Annotated in this window: 21 protein-coding genes; 10 read left to right on the forward strand and 11 right to left on the reverse strand. The window is 71.2% G+C overall.

Going from position 1 to position 20181, the window contains the following annotated elements:
* Positions 1-3 precede the first annotated feature (3 nt).
* Positions 4-1212: a pyridoxal phosphate-dependent aminotransferase gene (locus IE142_RS11860; protein ID WP_191885692.1), complete on the forward strand. Its 1209-nt coding sequence runs from the start codon at positions 4-6 to the stop codon at positions 1210-1212.
* Here the strand turns inward: IE142_RS11860 and IE142_RS11865 are convergent.
* Together IE142_RS11865 and IE142_RS11870 are read right to left on the reverse strand one after the other, a co-directional pair.
* On the reverse strand, positions 1193-2287 hold the full coding sequence (locus tag IE142_RS11865; protein ID WP_191885693.1) for an NHL repeat-containing protein: 1095 nt from the start codon (positions 2285-2287) through the stop codon (positions 1193-1195). The two genes, IE142_RS11860 and IE142_RS11865, sit on opposite strands and share 20 nt — an antisense overlap.
* An 86-nt stretch (positions 2288-2373) precedes the next feature.
* On the reverse strand, positions 2374-3204 hold the full coding sequence (locus IE142_RS11870) for a helix-turn-helix transcriptional regulator (protein ID WP_043378244.1): 831 nt from the start codon (positions 3202-3204) through the stop codon (positions 2374-2376).
* A gap of 98 nt (positions 3205-3302) precedes the next feature.
* Here IE142_RS11870 and IE142_RS11875 point away from each other — a divergent pair, with 98 nt between their 5' ends.
* The 3 genes from IE142_RS11875 (at position 3303) to IE142_RS11885 (ending at position 5100) form a co-directional block, all read left to right on the forward strand.
* Positions 3303-3905 carry a histidine phosphatase family protein gene (locus tag IE142_RS11875; RefSeq protein WP_191885694.1) on the forward strand — a complete coding sequence of 201 codons (603 nt, stop codon included), beginning with the start codon at positions 3303-3305 and terminating at the stop codon, positions 3903-3905.
* Positions 3906-3940: 35 nt separating this feature from the next.
* On the forward strand, positions 3941-4612 hold the full coding sequence (locus tag IE142_RS11880) for a hypothetical protein (protein ID WP_191885868.1): 672 nt from the start codon (positions 3941-3943) through the stop codon (positions 4610-4612).
* A gap of 62 nt (positions 4613-4674) precedes the next feature.
* Positions 4675-5100: an acyl-CoA thioesterase gene (locus IE142_RS11885; protein WP_191885695.1), complete on the forward strand. Its 426-nt coding sequence runs from the start codon at positions 4675-4677 to the stop codon at positions 5098-5100.
* A gap of 218 nt (positions 5101-5318) precedes the next feature.
* Here the strand turns inward: IE142_RS11885 and IE142_RS11890 are convergent, their stop codons facing one another.
* From IE142_RS11890 to IE142_RS11925, 8 genes are all read right to left on the reverse strand, one after another.
* A complete protein-coding gene (locus tag IE142_RS11890; RefSeq protein ID WP_191885696.1) occupies positions 5319-6707 on the reverse strand; it encodes a nucleobase:cation symporter-2 family protein in 1389 nt (462 codons plus the stop codon).
* Between the two features lie 238 nt (positions 6708-6945).
* Positions 6946-8334, reverse strand: a complete 1389-nt coding sequence (locus IE142_RS11895; protein ID WP_191885697.1) for an 8-oxoguanine deaminase — start codon at positions 8332-8334, stop codon at positions 6946-6948.
* Positions 8335-8406: 72 nt separating this feature from the next.
* On the reverse strand, positions 8407-9822 hold the full coding sequence (locus IE142_RS11900; RefSeq protein ID WP_191885698.1) for a nucleobase:cation symporter-2 family protein: 1416 nt from the start codon (positions 9820-9822) through the stop codon (positions 8407-8409).
* A gap of 64 nt (positions 9823-9886) precedes the next feature.
* A complete protein-coding gene (gene pucL / locus IE142_RS11905; RefSeq protein WP_043378259.1) occupies positions 9887-10822 on the reverse strand; it encodes a factor-independent urate hydroxylase in 936 nt (311 codons plus the stop codon).
* A 7-nt stretch (positions 10823-10829) separates the two neighbouring features.
* Positions 10830-11231 carry a hydroxyisourate hydrolase gene (gene uraH, locus IE142_RS11910; RefSeq protein ID WP_019330152.1) on the reverse strand — a complete coding sequence of 134 codons (402 nt, stop codon included), beginning with the start codon at positions 11229-11231 and terminating at the stop codon, positions 10830-10832.
* A gap of 2 nt (positions 11232-11233) precedes the next feature.
* Complete coding sequence (gene uraD, locus IE142_RS11915; RefSeq protein ID WP_191885699.1) at positions 11234-11743, reverse strand: 2-oxo-4-hydroxy-4-carboxy-5-ureidoimidazoline decarboxylase; 510 nt, start codon at positions 11741-11743, stop codon at positions 11234-11236.
* Between the two features lie 149 nt (positions 11744-11892).
* On the reverse strand, positions 11893-12261 hold the full coding sequence (locus tag IE142_RS11920) for a helix-turn-helix domain-containing protein (protein ID WP_191885700.1): 369 nt from the start codon (positions 12259-12261) through the stop codon (positions 11893-11895).
* Complete coding sequence (locus IE142_RS11925; RefSeq protein ID WP_043378267.1) at positions 12258-12524, reverse strand: YkoF family thiamine-binding protein; 267 nt, start codon at positions 12522-12524, stop codon at positions 12258-12260. Before IE142_RS11925 ends, IE142_RS11920 begins: the two co-directional genes overlap by 4 nt.
* 141 nt (positions 12525-12665) lie before the next feature.
* Between IE142_RS11925 and IE142_RS11930 the strand changes: the two genes are divergently transcribed.
* The 5 genes from IE142_RS11930 (at position 12666) to IE142_RS11950 (ending at position 17445) form a co-directional block, all read left to right on the forward strand.
* Complete coding sequence (locus tag IE142_RS11930; RefSeq protein WP_191885701.1) at positions 12666-13505, forward strand: TIM barrel protein; 840 nt, start codon at positions 12666-12668, stop codon at positions 13503-13505.
* 47 nt (positions 13506-13552) lie between these two features.
* Entirely contained in the window at positions 13553-14443 is an 891-nt protein-coding gene (locus IE142_RS11935) for a 2-hydroxy-3-oxopropionate reductase (RefSeq protein WP_191885702.1), read from the forward strand.
* A 198-nt stretch (positions 14444-14641) separates the two neighbouring features.
* Positions 14642-16105: a catalase gene (locus IE142_RS11940; protein ID WP_191885703.1), complete on the forward strand. Its 1464-nt coding sequence runs from the start codon at positions 14642-14644 to the stop codon at positions 16103-16105.
* Between the two features lie 420 nt (positions 16106-16525).
* The gene (locus tag IE142_RS11945) at positions 16526-16777 is read left to right on the forward strand and encodes a hypothetical protein (RefSeq protein ID WP_191885704.1); all 252 of its coding nucleotides are present in this window, start codon (positions 16526-16528) and stop codon (positions 16775-16777) included.
* A 65-nt stretch (positions 16778-16842) separates the two neighbouring features.
* Positions 16843-17445 (forward strand): DUF2207 domain-containing protein, encoded by a 603-nt coding sequence (locus tag IE142_RS11950; protein ID WP_191885705.1) that lies wholly within the window; start codon positions 16843-16845, stop codon positions 17443-17445.
* Between the two features lie 97 nt (positions 17446-17542).
* Here IE142_RS11950 and gcl read toward each other — a convergent pair whose 3' ends face one another.
* Entirely contained in the window at positions 17543-19327 is a 1785-nt protein-coding gene (gene gcl / locus IE142_RS11955) for a glyoxylate carboligase (protein ID WP_191885706.1), read from the reverse strand.
* Positions 19328-19492: 165 nt separating this feature from the next.
* On the opposite strand from gcl, the gene IE142_RS11960 reads away from it, so the two are divergent.
* Positions 19493-20170 (forward strand): hypothetical protein, encoded by a 678-nt coding sequence (locus IE142_RS11960; RefSeq protein WP_191885707.1) that lies wholly within the window; start codon positions 19493-19495, stop codon positions 20168-20170.
* Positions 20171-20181 lie beyond the last annotated feature (11 nt).

The following is a 20181-nucleotide window of genomic DNA, read 5'->3' on the forward strand; positions in this document are numbered from 1 at the left end:
CGCATGGAGTTCCGGCAGTCCAACAAACTCAGCGAGGTCTGTTACGAGATCCGCGGCCCGGTCATCGAGCACGCCAACGCGTTGGAGGAGGCGGGGCACAGCGTGCTGCGCCTGAACACCGGCAACCCGGCGCTCTTCGGCTTCGAGGCGCCGGAGGAGATCCTCCAGGACATGATCCGGATGCTGCCGCAGGCGCACGGCTACACCGACTCGCGGGGCGTCCTCTCCGCCCGCCGCTCCGTCGCCCAGCGCTACCAGGCGCTCGGCCTGGAGGTGGACGTGGACGACGTCTTCCTCGGCAACGGCGTGTCCGAGCTGGTCTCCATGGCCGTACAGGCCCTGCTGGAGGACGGCGACGAGGTGCTGATCCCCGCCCCCGACTTCCCCCTCTGGACGGCGGTGACCACCCTTGCGGGCGGCAAGGCGGTCCACTACCTGTGCGACGAGCGGGCGGACTGGTACCCGGACCTGGCCGACATGGAGTCGAAGATCACCGACCGCACCAAGGCGGTCGTCATCATCAACCCCAACAACCCCACCGGGGCGGTCTACCCCAAGGAGATCGTCGAGGGCATCCTCGACCTCGCCCGCCGGCACGGCCTGATGGTCTTCGCCGACGAGATCTACGACCAGATCCTCTACGACGACGCCGTCCACCACTCGGCCGCCGCCCTCGCCCCCGACCTGGTCGTCCTCACCTTCTGCGGCCTGTCCAAGACGTACCGGGTGGCGGGCTTCCGCTCCGGCTGGCTGGTTGTCACGGGCCCCAAGCAGCACGCGAAGGACTACCTGGAGGGCCTGACCATGCTGGCCTCCATGCGGCTGTGCGCCAACGCGCCCGCCCAGTACGCCATCCAGGCGGCCCTCGGCGGCCGCCAGTCCATCCGCGAACTGACCGCGCCGGGCGGTCGGCTGCGCGAACAGCGGGACACGGCCTGGGAGAAGCTGAACGAGATCCCGGGCGTGTCGTGTGTGAAGCCCAGGGGGGCGCTGTACGCGTTCCCGCGCATCGACCGGGCCGTGCACAAGATCCACGACGACGAGAAGTTCGTCCTGGACCTGCTGCTGAGGGAGAAGATCCAGGTGGTCCAGGGCACCGGCTTCAACTGGCCGAGCCCGGACCACTTCCGCATCCTGACGCTGCCGCACGTGGAGGACCTGGAGGCCGCCATCGGGCGGATCGGGCGGTTCCTCAGCGGATACCGGCAGTAGCCACCACTTCGGGGCCCGGGGTGTGCGGCTCCCGGGCGGCCGTCCCCTGGTCGAGCGGCAGGCTGGAGACCGTGAAGGGCAGGCTCTCCGGTGGAAGACCGGCGACCCAGCGGTTGTACTGGCTGTTCACGACGAGAAGGCGGTCGTGGTCGGTGAGAGCCGCGGCGGACGGATGCAGGAGCCCGTCCGGCGGCACCAGACGGTCGACGAAGCGGCCGTGGGCGAGGTCGTCGTCCATCTCGACGACGGCGACCTGCGGCTGGGCGCCGGGATCGGCGTACAGGTTGCCCTGGGTCACGTAGAGGCGGCCGTCCCGCCAGGCCAGGGCGTCGCCGTTGACCAGGGTGCGTCCGCCGAGGTCGACCTCGGCGGTCCGGCCGGTGGAGCGGTCGATGCGCCACAGCTTGCCGGTGTTGCTCTGCACGGCGAGCAGGCGGCCGGTGCCGACCGCGACGATGCCGTTCAGGTTGTGCTGTCCGGCGACCCAGTCGATGCCCGAGGCGGCGACGTCCAGCCAGTGCTCCAGTTTCCACCGGCCGCGCTCGTCCTCGGTCAGGCGGTACACGACCGGCTTGAAGGAGTCGGTGACGTAGGCGGTGCCGTCCGCGGCCACCGTGACGTCGTTGACGAAACCGCCCTTCGCGCCGTGTTGTGTGGTCAGCAGGATGCCGGTCGCCGTGTCGTACACGCGCAGCGTGCCGGTGCCGCCCCCGTTGACGTAGAGCCGTCCCTCGCCGTCGATGGTCATGCCGGCGGTGAAGGAGCGTCCGTCCCTCCCGTCGGGCGACCAGACCCGTGCGGTGGGTTTGCGCACATGCCCTCGGTAGAGGGTCCCGTCCTGGGCGCTGCCCACGTAGTAGTGCCCGCTGCGCGGATCGTAGGCCACGCCGGTGAGGAAGGCCTTCTCCCCAGGGATCACATAGTGGTCGGGGAGCCGCGCGGCGGCGGTCCCGGAGCCGGTGGCGGCCTGGGAGCCGGTGGCGGTGAGGGCGAGCGCGGTGACGGCTGCCAGGGCGGACGCGAACAGGCGCATGGAGGACCTCGCGGGGCCGGTGGGGCGGATGGTCCTGTTCATCCTGGTCGGGTCGCGGCCCGGTTCCCTCCGCTCTGCCTCACCCAAGGCACGGCGAACCTGGGTACTCCCAGTCCCCCCTCACCGGCCTAGGCTTTGGCCATGACCCTCAGTGCCTCTTCCTCGGGCGAACCCGGAGCTGCCGTGTAGACGAGGAGGCTGAGTTCGGGATCCTGGGGGAAGTGGGTGATCTCGTACGAGAGGGTGAGCGGGCCGGCCTCGGGATGGTCTATGCGTTTGAGGCCGTGGGACTTGGTGCGCACGGTGTGCTGCCGCCAGTGCCGCCGGAACTCCTCGCTGCCCTCGTTGAGCTCGTCGACCAGCCGCCACAGTTCGGGATCCTCGGGGAAGCGGCCCGCCGCGATGCGGAGATGACCCACCGCCTCGCGGGCGATCATCTCGCGGTCCGGGTAGCGGCGGCCGATCTCGTCGTTCAGCAGGTGGAGCCGGCACAGGTTGCGCTCGGCGACGGGCAGTGCGGCGAAATCGGTGATGAGGGCGCACAGGGGCCGGTTCCAGGCCAGTACGTCCATCCGGCGGCCCATGGCGAGCGCCGGAGCGGTGATCCAGTCCAGCAGCCGACGCACTCCGGGGCGCGTCGCCCCGTCGACGGCCTCCCGCGCATGGTCCGGTTCCGGCTTCCGGGGCCGCGCCAGCCGGAAGAGGTGGGCGCGCTCGTCCTCGTCCAGCCGCAGCGCGGCGGCCACCGCCCCGAGCACGGCGTCCGAAGCGCTGCGGTTGCGGCCCTGCTCCAGGCGTACGTAGTAGTCGATGCTCACCCCCGCCAGGTGCGCCAGTTCCTCACGGCGCAGCCCCGGCACGCGCCGCAGGCCCGAGCCGGAGGCGAAGCCGACGTCCTCGGGCCGGATCCTCGCCCGCCGCGAACGCAAGAAGTCCCCCAACTCGCCGCGTGACTGCATGACTTCATTATCACCTTCCTGCGCTCTCACCGTTCACGGGCGGTGCGTCGCCGGCGCAAGCGCACCGATCGCCGGGCCTGCGCCCGTAGCCTGGAGCCATGGGTGATCTCTTTCTGGTCCGGCACGGTGAGACCGAGTGGTCGCGGTCCGGGCGGCACACCGGACTCACGGACGTTCCGCTGACCGAGCACGGGCGGGAGCAGGCGCGCGGTCTGGTGCCGTTGATCCGGTCGCACCGCATCGGGGCCGCGTTCGTCAGCCCCTTCCAGCGGGCCCGGGAGACCGCCGAGCTGATCGGGCTGCAGAACGAGGCGCGCGTCGATCCGGACCTGCACGAGTGGGACTACGGCGGCTACGAGGGGATCACGACCGTCGAGATCCACCGGAGCCGGCCGGACTGGTTCCTGTTCACGGACGGGGTTGAGCCCGGACCGCCGGAGCATCCCGGGGAGACTCCCGAGCAGGTCGGCGAGCGGGCCGACCGGGTGCTGGCCAGGGTGGAGGCCGCGTTCGCCAATACCGAGGGGTGTGTGGTGCTGGTGGCGCACGGACACTTCCTGCGGGTGCTGACCGCCCGGTACCTGGGACTTCCGCCGTCCGACGGCGCCCTGTTCCAGCTGGGCACCGGGACCTTGTGCCGGCTGGGGACGGAGCACAGCCGGCCGGTGATCGCCGCCTGGAATGTCAGACCCCCGTCGTAGTCTTCGAAGGCGTGACCGGTGTGAGGGAGGACGTCGTGGCACTGTGGCCGACCGCGGCGCAGCGGCGTGTCATCGCCGCCGCCGACCCCGTGTCCGGGCGCCTGAAGGGCACGGAGACACAGCTCGCGGCGCTGGTGAGGCGAGGGCTCGCCTTCCGGCATCCGCGCCCGCCGCACGACCACTTCCTGACGCCCGCCGGCCACCGGATACGGGAGACGGGGGCCGAGCCGGGAGCCGGTGCCGGGCCGGGGGCCGCGGTGACGCGGGATGCCTCGGAGGGCGCCGAACCGGACCGCGGAGGCGTGTTCGCCGCGCGGATCGGCGGGGAGGAGGCCGCGGCGGACGACGCCGGGCCGGCGCGGCTGCGCGAGGTGCGCAGCGCCTGGCAGGGGCTGCTCGAGTTGCGCCGGATGAGCCATCCGGACGGGGCCACGGACCGGCCGTGCGGGTGGGAGCGGGCCCATCTCGTGCAGGCCGCCGCGCTCGCCCTGGAGGCGGCCGGGTGCCGTCCGGCGGGGCCCGACGGCGCGGACGGGTACCGGGTGCGCGCGACGCCGCAGCCCGAGGCCGTCGCCGTGTACGGACCCGACGGCACGGCCCTGCGGGACTGTGCGGTGACGCTGGAACGGGCGGGCTGGCAGGTCGGGGAGCACACCGAGCCGCGCACCAGGGCCCGTTACCTGCTGGCCTCCCCGCGGAAGGTGTGACGCCACATGTCAGGATCGGTCGGTCGGTACGTCCAGTACGTGTGCGAGGAGAGGCAGCAGCCGTGAGCGAACCGTTCTCCGTGCCCGTGACCGTGCGCGGGTACGAGACCGATACACAGGGCCACCTCAATCAGGCCGTGTACCTGAACTACGCGGAGCACGCCCGCTGGTCGCTGCTCCGGGCCGCCGGCATCCGGCAGGCCGATCTCGTGGCCCGAGGCGTGGGCCCTGTCGCCCTGGAGACGACGATCCGCTTCCGCCGGGAGCTGCTCGCAGGTGACGAGGTCGAGGTGACCTGCGCCTTCGAGTGGGGCGAGGGCAAGACGTTCCGGATCGTGCAGCTCATCCGCAAGACGGACGGCACCGTCGCCGCCGAGATCGAGGCGGTCGGCGGACTGATGGACCTCGAGGCCCGCAAGCTGGTGGCCGATCCGGCGCAGCGCCTCAAGGAACTGGCGTCCGCGCCCGCACTGTTCGAGACCCGATGACCTGACGAAGGGGGCGGTCCTGGCCACGGCCTATCTGACCGGCAGAGGCAGCCCGTGCCACGGCCGTCTGACCGGCGAGGCGGCCCTTGGGCGCGGCCGGCCACGCCGTCGCGCCGATGCCCGGGTGCTGACGCGGGTGCCGCGATCCGGCATGGGGCCGGCGCCTCCGGTCGAGGCGCCGGCCCTCGGTAACTCCCGGGGCTCTCCCGGTGCCGGCCTCACGGGGTGGCCGGGGCCCGGGTCGCCTCGCTGATCTCCTCGCCCGCCTCCATGGGGTGGGTCACGTCCTCCGCGTCCCGCTTGCGGCCCCCGATGTGGTTGAAGACCAGGTTGAGCAGGACGGCGACGACGCAGCCGGTCGAGATGCCCGAGTCCAGGATGATCTTCGCGTTCTCCGGGAACGCGTGGTAGAACTCCGGCTCCGCGATCGGAATGATGCCGACGGCCAGGGAGACCGCCACGATCAGGACGTTGTTGTCCTTGTCCAGGCTCGCCCGGACCAGGGTCTGGATGCCGCTGGCCGCGACGGAGCCGAAGAGGACGATGCCCGCGCCGCCGAGCACCGGCCGGGGCACGACCGCGATGAGCGAGGCGGCCATCGGACACAGGCCCATCAGCACCAGGAACCCGCCGCCCGCGGCGACGACGTAACGGCTGCGGATCTTGGTCATCGCGACCAGGCCGATGTTCTGGGCGAAGGCACTGCACATGAAGCCGTTGAAGAGCGGGCTGATCGCCGAGCCGAGGGTGTCGGCGCGCAGGCCGGCCGCGATGGTCTTCTCGTCGGCCTTGCGGTCCACGATCTCGCCGAGGGCGAGCATGTCGGCGGTGGACTCGGTCATGGACACCACCATCACCACACACATGGAGAGGATCGCGGCGAGCTGGAACTGCGGGGCGCCGAAGTGGAACGGGGTCGGGAAGCCCACGATGCTCGCGTCCGCGACCGGCCCGAAGTCCGTGACGCCGAACGGGATGGCGATGAGTGTGCCCGCGACCAGGCCGAGGAGCACCGCGATCTGCTTGACGAAGCCCCGGGTGAAGCGGCGCAGGACGAGCACGATGACGAGCGTGATGGCCGCCAGGCCCAGGTTGGTCGACGAGCCGAAGTCCTCGGCCTCGGGGCTCGGTCCCTGTGCCCAGCCGAAGGCGACGGGCAGCAGGGACACGCCTATGAGGGTGATGACGGTGCCGGTGACGACCGGCGGGAAGAAGCGGATCGCCTTGCTGAAGAAGGGTGCGGCGAAGAAGCCGAGGAGTCCGGCGACGATGACGGCGCCGAAGATGATCGGCAGCGCGTCGGACTTGTCCTCGGTGGAGGCGACGATCGCGGTCATGGGGGCGACACCCGCGAAGGTGACGCCGTTGACGAAGGGCAGGCGGGCACCGATCTTCCAGATGCCGAGCGTCTGCAGGAAGGTGGCGAGACCCGCGGTGAACAGGCAGGCGCCGGTGAGGAAGGTCAGTTCGGTGGCGGTCAGGCCGATGGCCGCACCGACGATCAGGGGTGGTGCGACGACTCCGGCGTACATGGCGGCCACGTGCTGGAGGCCGGTCGTCGCCATTTTCAGTGGCGGGAGTTTCTCGTCAACAGGGTGGTCGGCCACGGCGGCGTTCCTCCGGTCGGTTACACGTCGGCTCTGACGTGGGTGTCAGGGAGGTGGTGCGGATGGTCGTGCGGGACCGGGACGGACCCCGTTCGGGGAAACGGGAACCGCTCCGGGGGCACGCGTATGGGACGCGCGCCCCGGAGACGGCCGCCATGGACCCCGCTCGGGTCCACGGCTACCGGCCGGGAGCCGTCCCTCCCGGCCGGAGATCAAGTGGTGTTCGGTCGTGCGGTGTTCAGGCCTGTGCGGCGATCCGGGCCAGCCGCCGCGCCTCGTCCCGGGTGGAGCGGGCGACGGCGTCCTCGTCGACCGTCAGCAGCCTGCCGTCCTCGACGATCCGGCGGCCGTTCACGAACGACGCCGTGACCGGCGCGGCAGCTCCGAGGACCAGGGCGGTCACCGGATCGGCGATGGAGGAGTGGGCGAGCGTGTCCATTCGCCAGAGCACCAGGTCGGCGAGCTTGCCCGCCTCCAGCGAGCCGGTCTCGGCGGCGCGGCCGAGGACCTGGGCTCCGCCGTACGTGCCCAGGCGCAGGGCCTGGCGGGCGGTCAGCGCCGCCTCGCGGTGGGCGCCGAGGCGGTTGACCAGCAGGGCGTTGCGGAGTTCGGTGTGCAGTTCGCCGGACTCGTTGGAGGCGGTGCCGTCGACGCCGAGGCCGACCGGGACGCCGGCGGCGAGCAGGTCGGGGACCCGGGCGATGCCCGCGGCCAGGCGGGCGTTGGAGGAAGGGCAGTGGGCGACGCCGGTCCTCGTGCGGGCGAAGGCGGCGATGTCGGAGTCGGTCATGTGGACGCAGTGCGCCATCCACACGTCCTCGCCCAGCCAGCCGGTGGACTCGAAGTAGTCGGTCGGGCCCATGCCGAACAGCTCGTGGCAGAACTTCTCCTCCTCCACGGTCTCCGAGCCGTGGGTGTGCAGCCGCACCCCGAGCCGACGCGCCGACTCGGCTCCCTGGCGCATCAGTTCGGTGGAGACGGAGAAGGGGGAGCAGGGCGCGACGGCGATCTGCGTCATCGCGTCGAACGACGCGTCGTGGTGCTCCCGGACGGTGGCCTCGGTGGCGGCGAGCGCGTCGTCCAGGCTCTCCACCGCGAAGTCCGGCGGCAGCCCGCCGTCCGACTCGCCGCGGTCCATGGAGCCGCGGGCGAGGGTGAAGCGGACGCCGGTCTCGCGGGCGGCGCGGACGATCGCGCCGGACAGGTCGCCGCAGCCCCGGGGGAAGACGTAGTGGTGGTCCATGGCGGTGGTGACGCCGCCGCGGGCCATCATCGCGAGCGAGCCCTGTGCCGCCGCATACACCATCGGCTCGTCGATGCGCGCCCAGGTCGGGTAGAGCGCGACCAGCCAGTCGAACAGGTTGTGGTCGGTGGCCAGGCCCCGGGTGAGCCACTGGTAGAAGTGGTGGTGGGTGTTGACCAGGCCGGGCGTGGCCAGGTGTCCGGTCGCGTCGATCCGGCTCACGACGTTCTCCAGGCCCGCCGGGGCCCGCCCCGCGCCCACCGACTCGATCCGGTTGCCGGCGAGTACCACGTGGCCCGAGGCGTACTCGGTGTCGTCCGCGTCGACGGTCGCGATGGCGCAGTTCTCGATGACGATGCGATCGGCTGCCGATGATGCTGCCATGCTGCTTCCTTGTCTCTCGGTGCGACCCGTGGGCGGGGAGTCGAGTACCCGCGGGGAGGGCACGGCAGAACCCTAGGAGGATTTGAGTGCCGCGGCCGCGGGGCGGCTGCGGGTGCCGAGATGGTGGAAGAACAGGTTGAGCGTGACCGCGACGAGCGCGCCGGCGCTGATGCCGGAGCCGAGCACGGTCTGCGCCCAGGCGGGGAACTCGGTGTAGAAGGTCGGCGCGGCCAGCGGGATGATGCCCGCGCCGAGCGCCACGGCGACCAGGATGATGTTGGAGCTGTCGTCGAGGCCGGCCTCGGACAGCGTACGGATGCCGCTGACCGCGATGGAGCCGAAGAGGACGATGCCCGCGCCGCCCAGGACCGGCATCGGCACCAGGGAGACCACGGCGCCGAGGACCGGGAAGGCGCCGAGGACCAGCAGGGTGGCGCCGGCGACGGCGACGACGTAGCGGCTGCGCACCCGGGTGAGGGAGACGACGCCGACGTTCTGCGCGAAGGCGGAGGTGGGGAAGCCGCCGAAGACGGGGCCGACCAGGGTGGCGAGGCCGTCGGTGCGCAGGCCGCGGGTGATGACCTCGGAGTCGGCGCGGCGATCGCAGATCTCGCCGAGGGCGAGCATCCCGGCGCTGGACTCGGTCATCAGGACCAGCATCACGATGCACAGCGACAGGATGGCCGCGGGCTGGAACTCGGGGGCGCCGAAGGCGAACGGCGTGGGCAGCGCGGCGACCGGCGCGGACTTCAGGCCGCTGAAGTCGGCCATGCCGAAGGGGATGGCGGCCAGGGTACCGACGAGCAGGCCGAACAGCAGGGCGACCTGCTTGAGGAAGCCCTTGCCGAAGCGCTGCATGACGAGGATGACGGCGAGGGTGAAGGCGGCGAGCGCGAGGTTGCGCATCGCGCCGAAGTCGGCTGCCGTCTCGTCGCCGCCCTGCGCCCAGCCCACCGGGACCGGCATCAGCGTGACGCCGATGAGGGTGATGACCACGCCGGTGACCAGGGGCGGGAAGAAGCGCAGCAGGCGGCCGAAGAACGGGCCGACGGCGAGGCAGAAGACACCGGCGACCATCACCGCCCCGTAGATGGCGGGGAGTTGGCCGCCCTCGCTGTTGGTCTCGGCGATGGCGAGGATGGGCGCGATGCCGGCCGAGGAGGCGGCGTTGACGAAGGGCAGGCGGTTGCCGACGAAGCCCTTGACGCCGATGGTCTGGATCAGGGTGGCGACGCCCGCGATGAGCAGGCTCGCGGCGATCAGCCGGGTGCGGCCTGCGATGTCGAGGCCGACGGCCTGGCCGATGATGAGCGGAGGAGTGACTACGCCCGCGTACATGGCGGCGATGTGCTGGAGCGCGGCGGGGACGAGCCGCGAGGGGTGGAGCTTCTCGTCGACCGGGTGCACGGACGTGACGGCGTCCTCGGTGTGCTCCGGTGACGGGGTGGAACTTGAGCCTTTCGCCGGCTCCGTTGCAGGCTGTGCCATGGTGTTCCCTCCGGTGTGGCGCGCCACCGGCCCCGGTGGCCGGGCCGGTGGCGCGCGTCCCGCGTCAGAGGTTGGTCATGTCGACCGGGATCAGTTGCTCGGCGCCGTCGCGCAGGATGGTGGCCTCGATCAGACCGTAGGGCCGGTCGGCGGCGTAGTAGACGGCGCCGTCCTTGGCCTCGTTGTCGATCCCGAAGGGCGACAGGTCCGAGCGGAAGTGGTGCTTGTTGGGCATCGAGAAGCGGATCTCGTCGACCTCGTCACGGGAGTTCAGCACCCGCACGCCCATCTCGAAGAGGGTCTGCTGGAGCGAGTACGAGTACGTCTCGGCGAACGCCTGGAGCGCGTGCTTGCGCACCCCGTTGTACGAGCGGTCCCAGTCCGGGGCGTGCGAGTCGATGCCGTCCCAGTTGTGCCGCCACCAGGTGGAGACGGTGGTGGCCAGGATGCGGTCGTAGTCCTCCTGGAGGGTGGTGTACTTGTCCTTCAGGTAGCCGAAGAACTCGGAGTTGGTCGAGTTCAGGACGGTCAGGTCCTTGAAGCCGGAGAGCACCTGGATGCCGTGGCCGTCGTAGGTGATCTGCGCGACGCGGGTCTCCTGGCCCTTGCGGACGAAGGAGTGCGCGATCTCGTCGGAGCCGACGAAGCGGGCGCCGCCCTTGGAGGTCTCGATCCGCTCCCAGCCGTACTCCTCGATGCGGATGCGGGCCCGGTGGATCGGCTCGTTGTTGTCGACGAAGTGGCGGGCGAGCTTGACGCCGAGGTCCTCGGCGCTCTCGATGCCGTGCTCCTTGGCGAAGGCGAACACCGTGTTCTTGGTGGTGTCGGTCGGCAGGACGTTGGCGTTGGACCCGCTGCGGTGGACCTCCTCCATGTCACCGGAGAGGGCGACGGAGACGTTGAGGTCCTTGATGTGGTGCGTGTCGCCGTCCCGCGTGATCTTGACGACGCGGTTCTCTGCCTTGCCGTACTGGTTCTGTCCCAGGACGAAACGGGTCATGTGTCGGTCAGCTCCCTCGGTAAACGGAGTAGCCGAACGGGTTGAGCAGCAGCGGAACGTGGTAGTGCTCCCCGGGCACCACCGCGAAGGTGATGGTGACCTCGGGGAAGAACACCGGCCGGCCGTTCTCGCTGTCCCGGAGCGCGGGGGCGTCCTGCTGGGCCGCGGCTTGTTTCTTGGCGAAGTACGTCTCGGTGTCGAAGTCGAGCCGTACGTGTGTGGTGCCCTCCGGCAGTGCCGGTAGGTCCTTGCACCGGCCGTCCGCGTCGGTCGCGGAGCCGCCGAGTGCCTGCCAGTCCGCTTCGCCGCCGGCGCGGGCGGCGAGCTGGACGGCGACACCCTCGGCGGGGCGGCCGACGCTGGTGTCCAGGATGTGCGTGGACACGGAGGCGGTGGTGCTGGTGCTCATGGTCAGGCGTCCTGTTCGACGAGTCGGGAAAGGCGGATGCGGTTGATCTTCCCCAGTTCGGTGCGGACGATCTCGCGCTCCTGCTCGGGCGAGTTGCCGATCCGCTCCTTGACCGCGTCCCGCATCTGCTCGCCGGTCCGGCCGGTGGCGCAGATGAGGAAGACGTGGCCGAACTCCTCCTGGTAGGCCAGGTTGAGTTCGAGCATCTCCGCCTTGAGTTCCTCCGAGGCGCCGGCCATTCCGGCCTGCTCCCGGGAGGAGGTCGGGTCGCCCGGCTTGGGGCGGCCGATGGGCGGGTGCCCGGCCATCGCCTCGGCGAGGTCGTCCGCCGTCAGCCCGGCCATGGCGGCGTCACTCGCGGCGTACAGGTCCTCGACGGTGGCGTAGGGGCGGGCGGCGAGCAGGTGCCGGGCCCACGCCGTCGAGGCACACGCCTCGTGGAGTTCCGCGAGTGCCGCGGACTCCTCGAGGGCGTTGAAACGGGCCAGGCCCGACGCGGAAGTGGACGTCACGGGAGCCTCCGTGGCCTTGTGCTGAACGGGCGTGCCGATAGCTAACGCCCTCGGAAACAACGCGTCAACACTTTGTTGAAAATTCGGTGTTACGAAAGCCGCCGCCCGGTTACCGGACGGCGGCTCGTGATGCGGGGCTCCCGCGCGGCTCAGGAGTCCTTCTCGCGGTTGAGGTAGTTGTAGACGGTGAAGCGGCTGACGCCGAGGGCGCTCGCGACGGTCTCCACGCCGTGCCGTACGGAGAAGGCGCCGCGCGCCTCCAGGGTGCGTACGACCTCCTGCTTCGCACGCCGGTCCAGGTCGGCCAGCGGCTTGCCCCGCCGGCGCTCCATGGCGGCCAGGATGTGGTCCAGGGAGTCGGCGAGCTGGGGCAGGCGCACGGCGACGACGTCGGCACCCTCCCAGGCGAGGACGACGTCGTCCTGCCCTGCCTCGTCCGGCGGCAGCATCTCGCCCCCGATGGCGTCGACCAGGGGTTTGACGGCCGCGATGAAGGGCTCCTCCCCCGGACGGGTCACCGCTCGCCCTCCCCTTCGGCGCCCGGCCCGACGACGTTGACCTGGAGGGAGATCCGGGTGGCCCCCGCCTCCAGGGAGCGGCGCAGCAGCGCGTCCACGGCGGTGAGCACCGCGTCGGAGCCGCCCTCGGCGGTGTTGCCGAAGGGGCCGACGTCCACCTCGTCCAGCTCCGCGGCCTCGACGACCTCGCGGGCGACCACCGCGTGCGCGGGCGCCTCGTCCAGGTCGAAGGGTTCGGTCGTGAACTCCACTCTCAATCGCACCCGGTCAACCTAACGCCCGGTGACCGTTTTCCGCCGCCCCCTCTTGACAAGGGCGGAGCTCCACCGGCAATCTTCCATTACGCAGAAATGAACTTCCGTAATGCGGAACAACGAACGAAACGGAAGGGAGCGCGGCACCCGATGGGCTTCGCAGATCAGCGCTTCAACGTCAACCTGTCGATCCTCTTCACGGAACTCCCGCTCCTGGAGCGCCCCGCGGCCGCCGCCGCGGCCGGCTTCACCGCGGTCGAGCTGTGGTGGCCCTGGATCGACTCGCCCACCCCCGAGCAGTCCGAGCTCGACGCCCTGAAGAAGGCGATCGAGGACGCGGGCGTCCAGCTCACCGGGCTGAACTTCTACGCGGGACAGCTGCCCGGCCCCGACCGCGGCGCCCTGTCCGTCCCGGGCGAGGAGTCGGACCGCTTCCGCGCCAACATCGACGTGGCCGCAGACTTCGCGAAGTCGCTGGGCTGCACGGCACTCAACGCCCTGTACGGCAACCGCGTCGAGGGCGTGGACCCCGCCGAGCAGGACGAGCTGGCGCTGGAGAACCTGGTCCTCGCCGCCCGCGCGGCCGACCGGATCGGCGCGATCCTGCTGATCGAGGCGCTCAACAAGCCCGAGTCGCCGCTGTACCCGCTGGTGTCGGCGCCGGCCGCGATCGCGGTCGTGGACAGGGTCAACGAGGCCACCGGGCTCGGCAACGCCAAGTTCCTCATGGACCTCTACCACCTGTCCATGAACGGCGAGGACCTGCCGCAGGTGATCGACGCCTACGCCGCGAAGACCGGGCACGTGCAGATCGCCGACAACCCGGGCCGCGGCGCCCCCGGCACGGGCTCCCTCCCGCTGGAGGACCTGCTCGACCGCCTGAAGAAGGCCGGTTACGAGGGATGGGTCGGCCTGGAGTACAAGCCGGGCGACGACCCCAGCGCCGAGTCCTTCTCCTGGCTGCCGGCCGAGGCCCGCGCGGCCCGCTGAGCTCCACCCGCAGGAATTCCCCACGGATCTGCAGAGAGGCACCCATCATGAGCACGCTCCCCAAGGTCGCCTGGATCGGTCTCGGCATCATGGGCTCCCCCATGTCCGAGAACCTGATCAAGGCGGGTTACCAGGTCACCGGCTTCACCCTGGAGCAGGAGAAGCTGGAGCGCCTGTCCGCCGCCGGCGGCACCGCGGCCGGCTCGATCGCCGAGGCCGTGCGCGACGCCGACGTGGTCGTCACCATGGTGCCCGCGTCGCCGCAGGTCGAGGCCATCGCCTACGGCCCCGACGGCATCCTGGAGAACGCGAAGTCCGGCGCCCTGCTGATCGACATGTCCTCGATCACCCCGCAGACCTCGGTGGACCTCGCCGAGGCCGCCGCGGACAAGGGCATCCGCGTCCTGGACGCCCCGGTGTCCGGCGGCGAGGCCGGTGCCATCGAGGCCGTGCTGTCCATCATGGTCGGCGGCGAGCAGGCCGACTTCGACGAGGCCAAGCCGCTGCTGGAGGCGCTGGGCAAGACCATCGTGCTGTGCGGTCCGCATGGCTCGGGCCAGACCGTGAAGGCCGCCAACCAGCTGATCGTCGCCGTGAACATCCAGGCGTGCGCCGAGGCCGTGGTCTTCCTGGAGAAGTCGGGCGTGGACCTGAAGGCCGCCCTCGACGTCCTCAACGGCGGCCTGGCCGGCTCGACCGTACTGACGCGGAAGAAGGACAACTTCCTGGCCCGCGACTTCAAGCCGGGCTTCCGCATCGACCTGCACCACAAGGACATGGGCATCGTCACCGACGCCGCCCGCAACGTCGGGGCCGCGCTGCCGGTCGGCGCCGTGGTCGCCCAGCTGGTCGCCTCGCTGCGTGCCCAGGGCGACGGGGGCCTGGACCACTCGGCCCTGCTGCGGGCCGTGGAGCGGCTGTCCGGCGCCCAGGTCTGACGGACCACCTGCCACCAGACCTCCGGGCGGCGCCGTCGCTGACACCTGTCCTGTCGCGCCCGAGCGGCGGCGCCTCCCGGATTCCACCCGATGCACCGCACGCGGACTTCAACAAACTGTTGACGTGCCGTTGCCTCAAATCTAGGCTCCACGAAGCGGAAACAAGTTTCCGCTGACCCCTCGCACGGAAGGTCCCCGATGTCGCAGCGCGTGCTCACGACAGAGTCCGGCGCCCCGGTCGCCGACAACCAGAACTCCGCCTCCGCCGGCATCGGCGGCCCCCTCCTGATCCAGGACCAGCACCTGCTGGAGAAGCTGGCCCGCTTCAACCGCGAGCGCATCCCGGAGCGCGTGGTGCACGCCCGCGGCTCGGGTGCCTACGGCCACTTCGAGGTGACCGACGACGTCACCGGCTACACGCACGCCGACTTCCTGAGCAGCGTCGGCAAGCGCACCGAGGTCTTCCTGCGCTTCTCCACCGTGGCCGACTCGCTCGGTGGCGCGGACGCGGTCCGCGACCCGCGCGGCTTCGCGGTGAAGTTCTACACCGAAGAGGGCAACTACGACCTCGTCGGCAACAACACCCCGGTGTTCTTCATCAAGGACCCGATCAAGTTCCCCGACTTCATCCACTCGCAGAAGCGCGACCCGTTCTCGGGCCGCCAGGAGCCGGACAACGTCTGGGACTTCTGGGCGCACTCCCCCGAGGCCACCCACCAGGTGACCTGGCTGATGGGCGACCGCGGCATCCCGGCGTCCTACCGCCACATGGACGGCTTCGGTTCGCACACCTACCAGTGGACGAACTCCAAGGGCGAGTCCTTCTTCGTCAAGTACCACTTCAAGACGGACCAGGGCATCCGCTGCCTGACCGCCGACGAAGCCGCCAAGCTGGCGGGCGAGGACCCGACCTCGCACCAGACGGACCTGGTACAGGCCATCGAGCGGGGCGTGTACCCGTCCTGGACGCTGCACGTGCAGCTCATGCCGGTCGCCGAGGCGGCGAACTACCGCTTCAACCCGTTCGACGTGACCAAGGTGTGGCCGCACGCCGACTACCCGCTCAAGCGGGTGGGCCGACTGGTGCTGGACCGCAACCCGGACAACGTCTTCGCCGAGGTCGAGCAGGCCGCCTTCTCCCCGAACAACTTCGTTCCAGGCATCGGCCCCTCCCCCGACAAGATGCTCCAGGGCCGCCTGTTCGCCTACGCGGACGCGCACCGCTACCGCCTGGGCGTCAATCACACCCAGCTCGCGGTGAACGCCCCGAAGGCCGTGCCCGGCGGTGCCGCCAACTACGGGCGCGACGGCTTCATGGCCTCCAACTCGCAGGGCCGGGACGCCAAGAACTACGAGCCGAACTCGTACGACGGCCCGGTCGAGACCGGCCGCCCGCTGGCCGCCCCGCTCGCGGTGTCCGGCCACACCGGCACCCACGCGGCCCCGCAGCACACCAAGGACGACGACTTCTTCCAGGCCGGTGAGCTGTTCCGCCTGATGTCCGAGGACGAGAAGAAGCGCCTGATCGCGAACATCGCCGGCGGCCTGTCCCAGGTCTCCCGCAATGACGTGGTCGAGAAGAACCTCGCGCACTTCCACGCCGCCGACACGGAGTACGGCAAGCGCGTGGAGGAGGCGGTCCGCGCCCTGCGCGAGGACTGATCCACCAGCTCGCGTACGGATCCGGCGGGGAGGCCGGGACCGTGCGCGGCCCGCGCAGGCACCGGAGCGGCCCGGATGAGGGGTGGCCGCCCGGTGCCGGCGCGGGCAGGGCGAGGACCGCGGCGGCCTGCGAGCCAGTGCGGTGGTGAAGGGCCCGGAGCTTCTCCTACGACCTGAGGGGAGAGCGTCGCGGACCCGTCGCACCGTCGCGGTCCCAGCCACCACCCGCCCCTTCGGGAGGGCCGAACAACTCCGTCCGGCGGCGCGAACGACCTGTCGCGCCCAGCCTCGCGCCGCCGGACGGGTACCACGTGAAGAACCTTCACCGGCCGGGAAGCGCCGGATGCGGACGGTCCCGCATCCGGCGCTTCTCCGCGTTCAGGGGGTGCGGATTCCCGGCCCGCGCAGCAGCCTGGAGGCATGGCAACGGCACACCCACCCGAGCACCCGCACATCGTCGTCCACGCCCCGGCCCTGGACGGCTCCCGGCGGGTCACCTCCGGCGACGAGACCCTCGGCGTCGCCTCGCACGTCGACGACGTCGCCGAACTCCTGCGGCTGGCCGACCTCTATGTGACCGACGTCGAGGAGAGCGCCCTCGTCGAGTGGCAGGGCGGCGGCCCGGACGACTGGCCGGGGCTGCACGAACACCATGGGCACCACGAGGGCTGAACGCGCGTAGCCGCCCCCGGCAGCGGGCACAACCCCGGGCACACGGGGTGCTCTCGGGGGGTGTCATGGACGACGACAGGACGCTCCGGCTCGCACCGCACGAGGTCGCGCTGCTGCGGGGCGGCCCCCGTGCCGCCGTGACGGTCGCCGTGGTGGACCTGTATCTGCGGGGCGCCCTCGACGCCGGCCCGCCGGGCACCGTGCGGGCCCTGCCGTCGGCGCCGGGGACGGCCGCGGTTCCCCTCCCGCCCCTGGCGGAGGTGGTACGGGGCTGCCTTCACGAGCCCCTCCCGGTACGGAGGCTGACCCGGCACCCCGACGTCCGTCTGGCGGTGGCGCTGATGCGGATTCCGCTGGCGGAGGCCGGGCTGCTGCGCTGTCCGCTGCTCGGTCCGACCCGTGCCGCCCGTCGCCGGGTGCGGGCTCTCCAGGAGGCGCACCTGCCGCCCACGAGCCGGCGCGGCATGACGGCGGACGACAGACTGCTCGCCGTCGCCCTGCACGACGTGGCCGCCCTGCGCGCACTGCTGCCCCGCTTCGCGCTGCGGGCCGGACTCGTCGAGCGGGTGGAGGTGGCGGGCAAGCGCCTCCTGAAGAACTCGCCGCCCGAACACGGAAGCGGCTCGGGGGGCGGCATGGCGTACTACTGCGGCGGCGGAGGCGACTGAGCGGCGGGGCGGCTGAGCGGTGCCGGGCGGCGGCAGGGCACACCAAGGAGCGGCCCGTCCGTCAGGAACGGGCCGCTCTCCACGCACTGCGTGAGGGTCAGGCCTTCAGCGTCCGGATCGCGGTCGGGGCGTGCCCCGGCTCGGTCGCGACCTCCTCGAACTCCACGACGTTGCTGATGTCGTTGGTGCCCGACATGGAGATGTTGGTGACGCGCTCCAGAATGGCCTCGACGACGACCGGCACCTGGTGCTCGGCGGCGAGCTTCTTGGCCTGCTCGAAGGCGGCGCCCAGCTCGCCGGGGTCGGTGACCCGGATCGCCTTGCAGCCGAGGCCCTCGGCGACCTTGACGTGGTCGACGCCGTAGACGCCCAGCTCGGGCGAGTTGATGTTCTCGAACTCCAGGTTGACCTGGAAGTCGATCTCGAACGCCCGCTGCGCCTGACGGATGAGGCCCAGGTAGGAGTTGTTGACCAGGACGTGGACGTACGGGATCTTGTGCTGCGCGCCGACGGCCAGTTCCTCGATCATGAACTGGAAGTCGTAGTCGCCGGAGAGCGCCACGACCTGCGCGTCGGGGTCCGCCTTGGCGACACCGAGCGCGGCCGGGACGGTCCAGCCGAGCGGGCCGGCCTGGCCGCAGTTGATCCAGTGCCGCGGGCGGTAGACGTGCAGCATCTGGGCGCCGGCGATCTGCGAGAGGCCGATGGTGGAGACGTACCGGGTCTCCGGGCCGAAGGCCTTGTTCATCTCCTCGTAGACGCGCTGCGGCTTGATCGGGATGTCGTCGAAGTGCGTGCGGCGCTGGAGGGTGGCCTTGCGCTCCTGCGCGGAGGCGGCCCACGCGGAGCGGTCGGGCAGCTCACCGGCCGCCTTCAGCTCCCCCGCGACCTCGACGAACAGCTCCAGGGCGGCCTTGGCGTCGGAGGCGATGCCGTAGTCCGGGGCGAAGATCTTGCCGATCTGGGTCGGCTCGACGTCGACGTGCACGAACTTGCGGCCGGCGGTGTAGACGTCCAGCTTGCCGGTGTGGCGGTTGGCCCAGCGGTTGCCGATGCCGAGGACGAAGTCCGACTCCAGGTAGGTCGCGTTGCCGTAGCGGTGCGAGGTCTGCAGGCCGACCATGCCGGCGTTCAGCTCGTGGTCGTCGGGCAGCAGGCCCCAGCCCATCAGGGTCGGCACGACCGGGGTGCCGGTCAGCTCGGCGAACTCCACCAGGAGGTCGGCGGCGTCGGCGTTGATGACACCGCCGCCGGCCACGATGAGCGGGCGCTCGGCGGCGTTGAGCAGGCCGATCGCCTTCTCGATCTGGGCACGGGTCGCGGCCGGCTTGTAGACGGGGAGCGGCTCGTAGGTGTCCGGGTCGAACTCGATCTCCGTCATCTGGACGTCGATCGGCAGGTCGATCAGGACCGGGCCGGGGCGGCCGGAGCGCATCAGGTGGAACGCCTGCTGGAAGACGCCGGGGACCTGCGCGGCCTCCAGGACGGTGACGGCCATCTTGGTGACCGGCTTGGCGATGGAGGCGATGTCGACGGCCTGGAAGTCCTCCTTGTGGATCACCGCGGTCGGCGCCTGGCCGGTGATGCACAGGATCGGGATCGAGTCGCCGATCGCCGAGTACAGGCCGGTGATCATGTCGGTGCCGGCCGGCCCGGAAGTGCCGACGCAGACACCGATGTTGCCGGGGTGGGTGCGGGTGTAGCCCTCGGCCATGTGCGAGGCGCCCTCGACGTGCCGGGCGAGGGTGTGGTTGACGCCGCCGGAGGCCTTGAGCGCCGCGTAGAAGGGGTTGATCGCCGCGCCCGGCACACCGAACGCGTCGGTGACGCCCTCGCGCTTGAGGATCTCAACTGCCGCTCGGGCAGCGGTCATACGAGCCATCGAGTACTCCTGCTTCGGCTGTCGGATTCGCACTCCCGTCGCGCCCCGCGGTGAGCTCTTCCGTAACGACTTCTGAGATTTTTCCGTATAGCGGAAATTGATTTCTACGATCTGGAAATAATGTAAGTGGGCGGCCGAGGGCCGTCAAGGGAGGACGATGGGGGCATGTCCGAGACCGTCTCGGTGTGCTGCACCGCCTGCGGGCGCCGGCACCGCTACACGGCACCGTCGTATCCCTGTGCGTGCGGGGAGCCCGTGACCCCGGAGCTCGATCCGCGCCGGGCCGCCACCGCGGTCAGCCACCGCTCGTGGGACGAGGAGTGGACAGGGGTGCGCTGCACGGCCTGCGGCGCCGAGAGCCGGTGGCCGCGGCCGGAGCTGGGCTGCCCGTGCGGCACGGTGCTGTGCGTGCCGGTGGACCAGGCGGCTCCGGGCCGGTCCGGACGGACGCCGGGCTCGCGGGTGCCGGCCCACCGCTCCGTCCCGATCCGCACCGCCCGGGACGCGGTGACCGCCGCCGTCCTGTACCTGCGCGGGCTGGGACACCGGGACATCCGCCGCGCCGAGCAGCGGCCCGTGGCCGGCATCGGGCTGGCCGCGCCCGGCCTCGTGGTCCAAGTGGACCCGGCGGCGGGCCCGGCTTCCGCGCGGGACGTGGAGTGCCTGTGGCTGACGGCCACGGCGGAGTCCGCGAGTTGCGTCTACTTCTCCCTCGCCGGGTACGCCGAGGAGACCCGCGCCCGTGCCGATCTGCTGGGCGTACCGCTCTTCGTCCTCGGCCCGACGGGCGTACCGCGCCCGGTCAACGCGCCGGCCGTGGCGCTGGACGCCACGGCCGGCTGAACTCTCCCCGC

Origin of the sequence: Streptomyces mutabilis (assembly GCF_014649815.1) — a bacterium.
Classification (GTDB): domain Bacteria; phylum Actinomycetota; class Actinomycetes; order Streptomycetales; family Streptomycetaceae; genus Streptomyces; species Streptomyces mutabilis.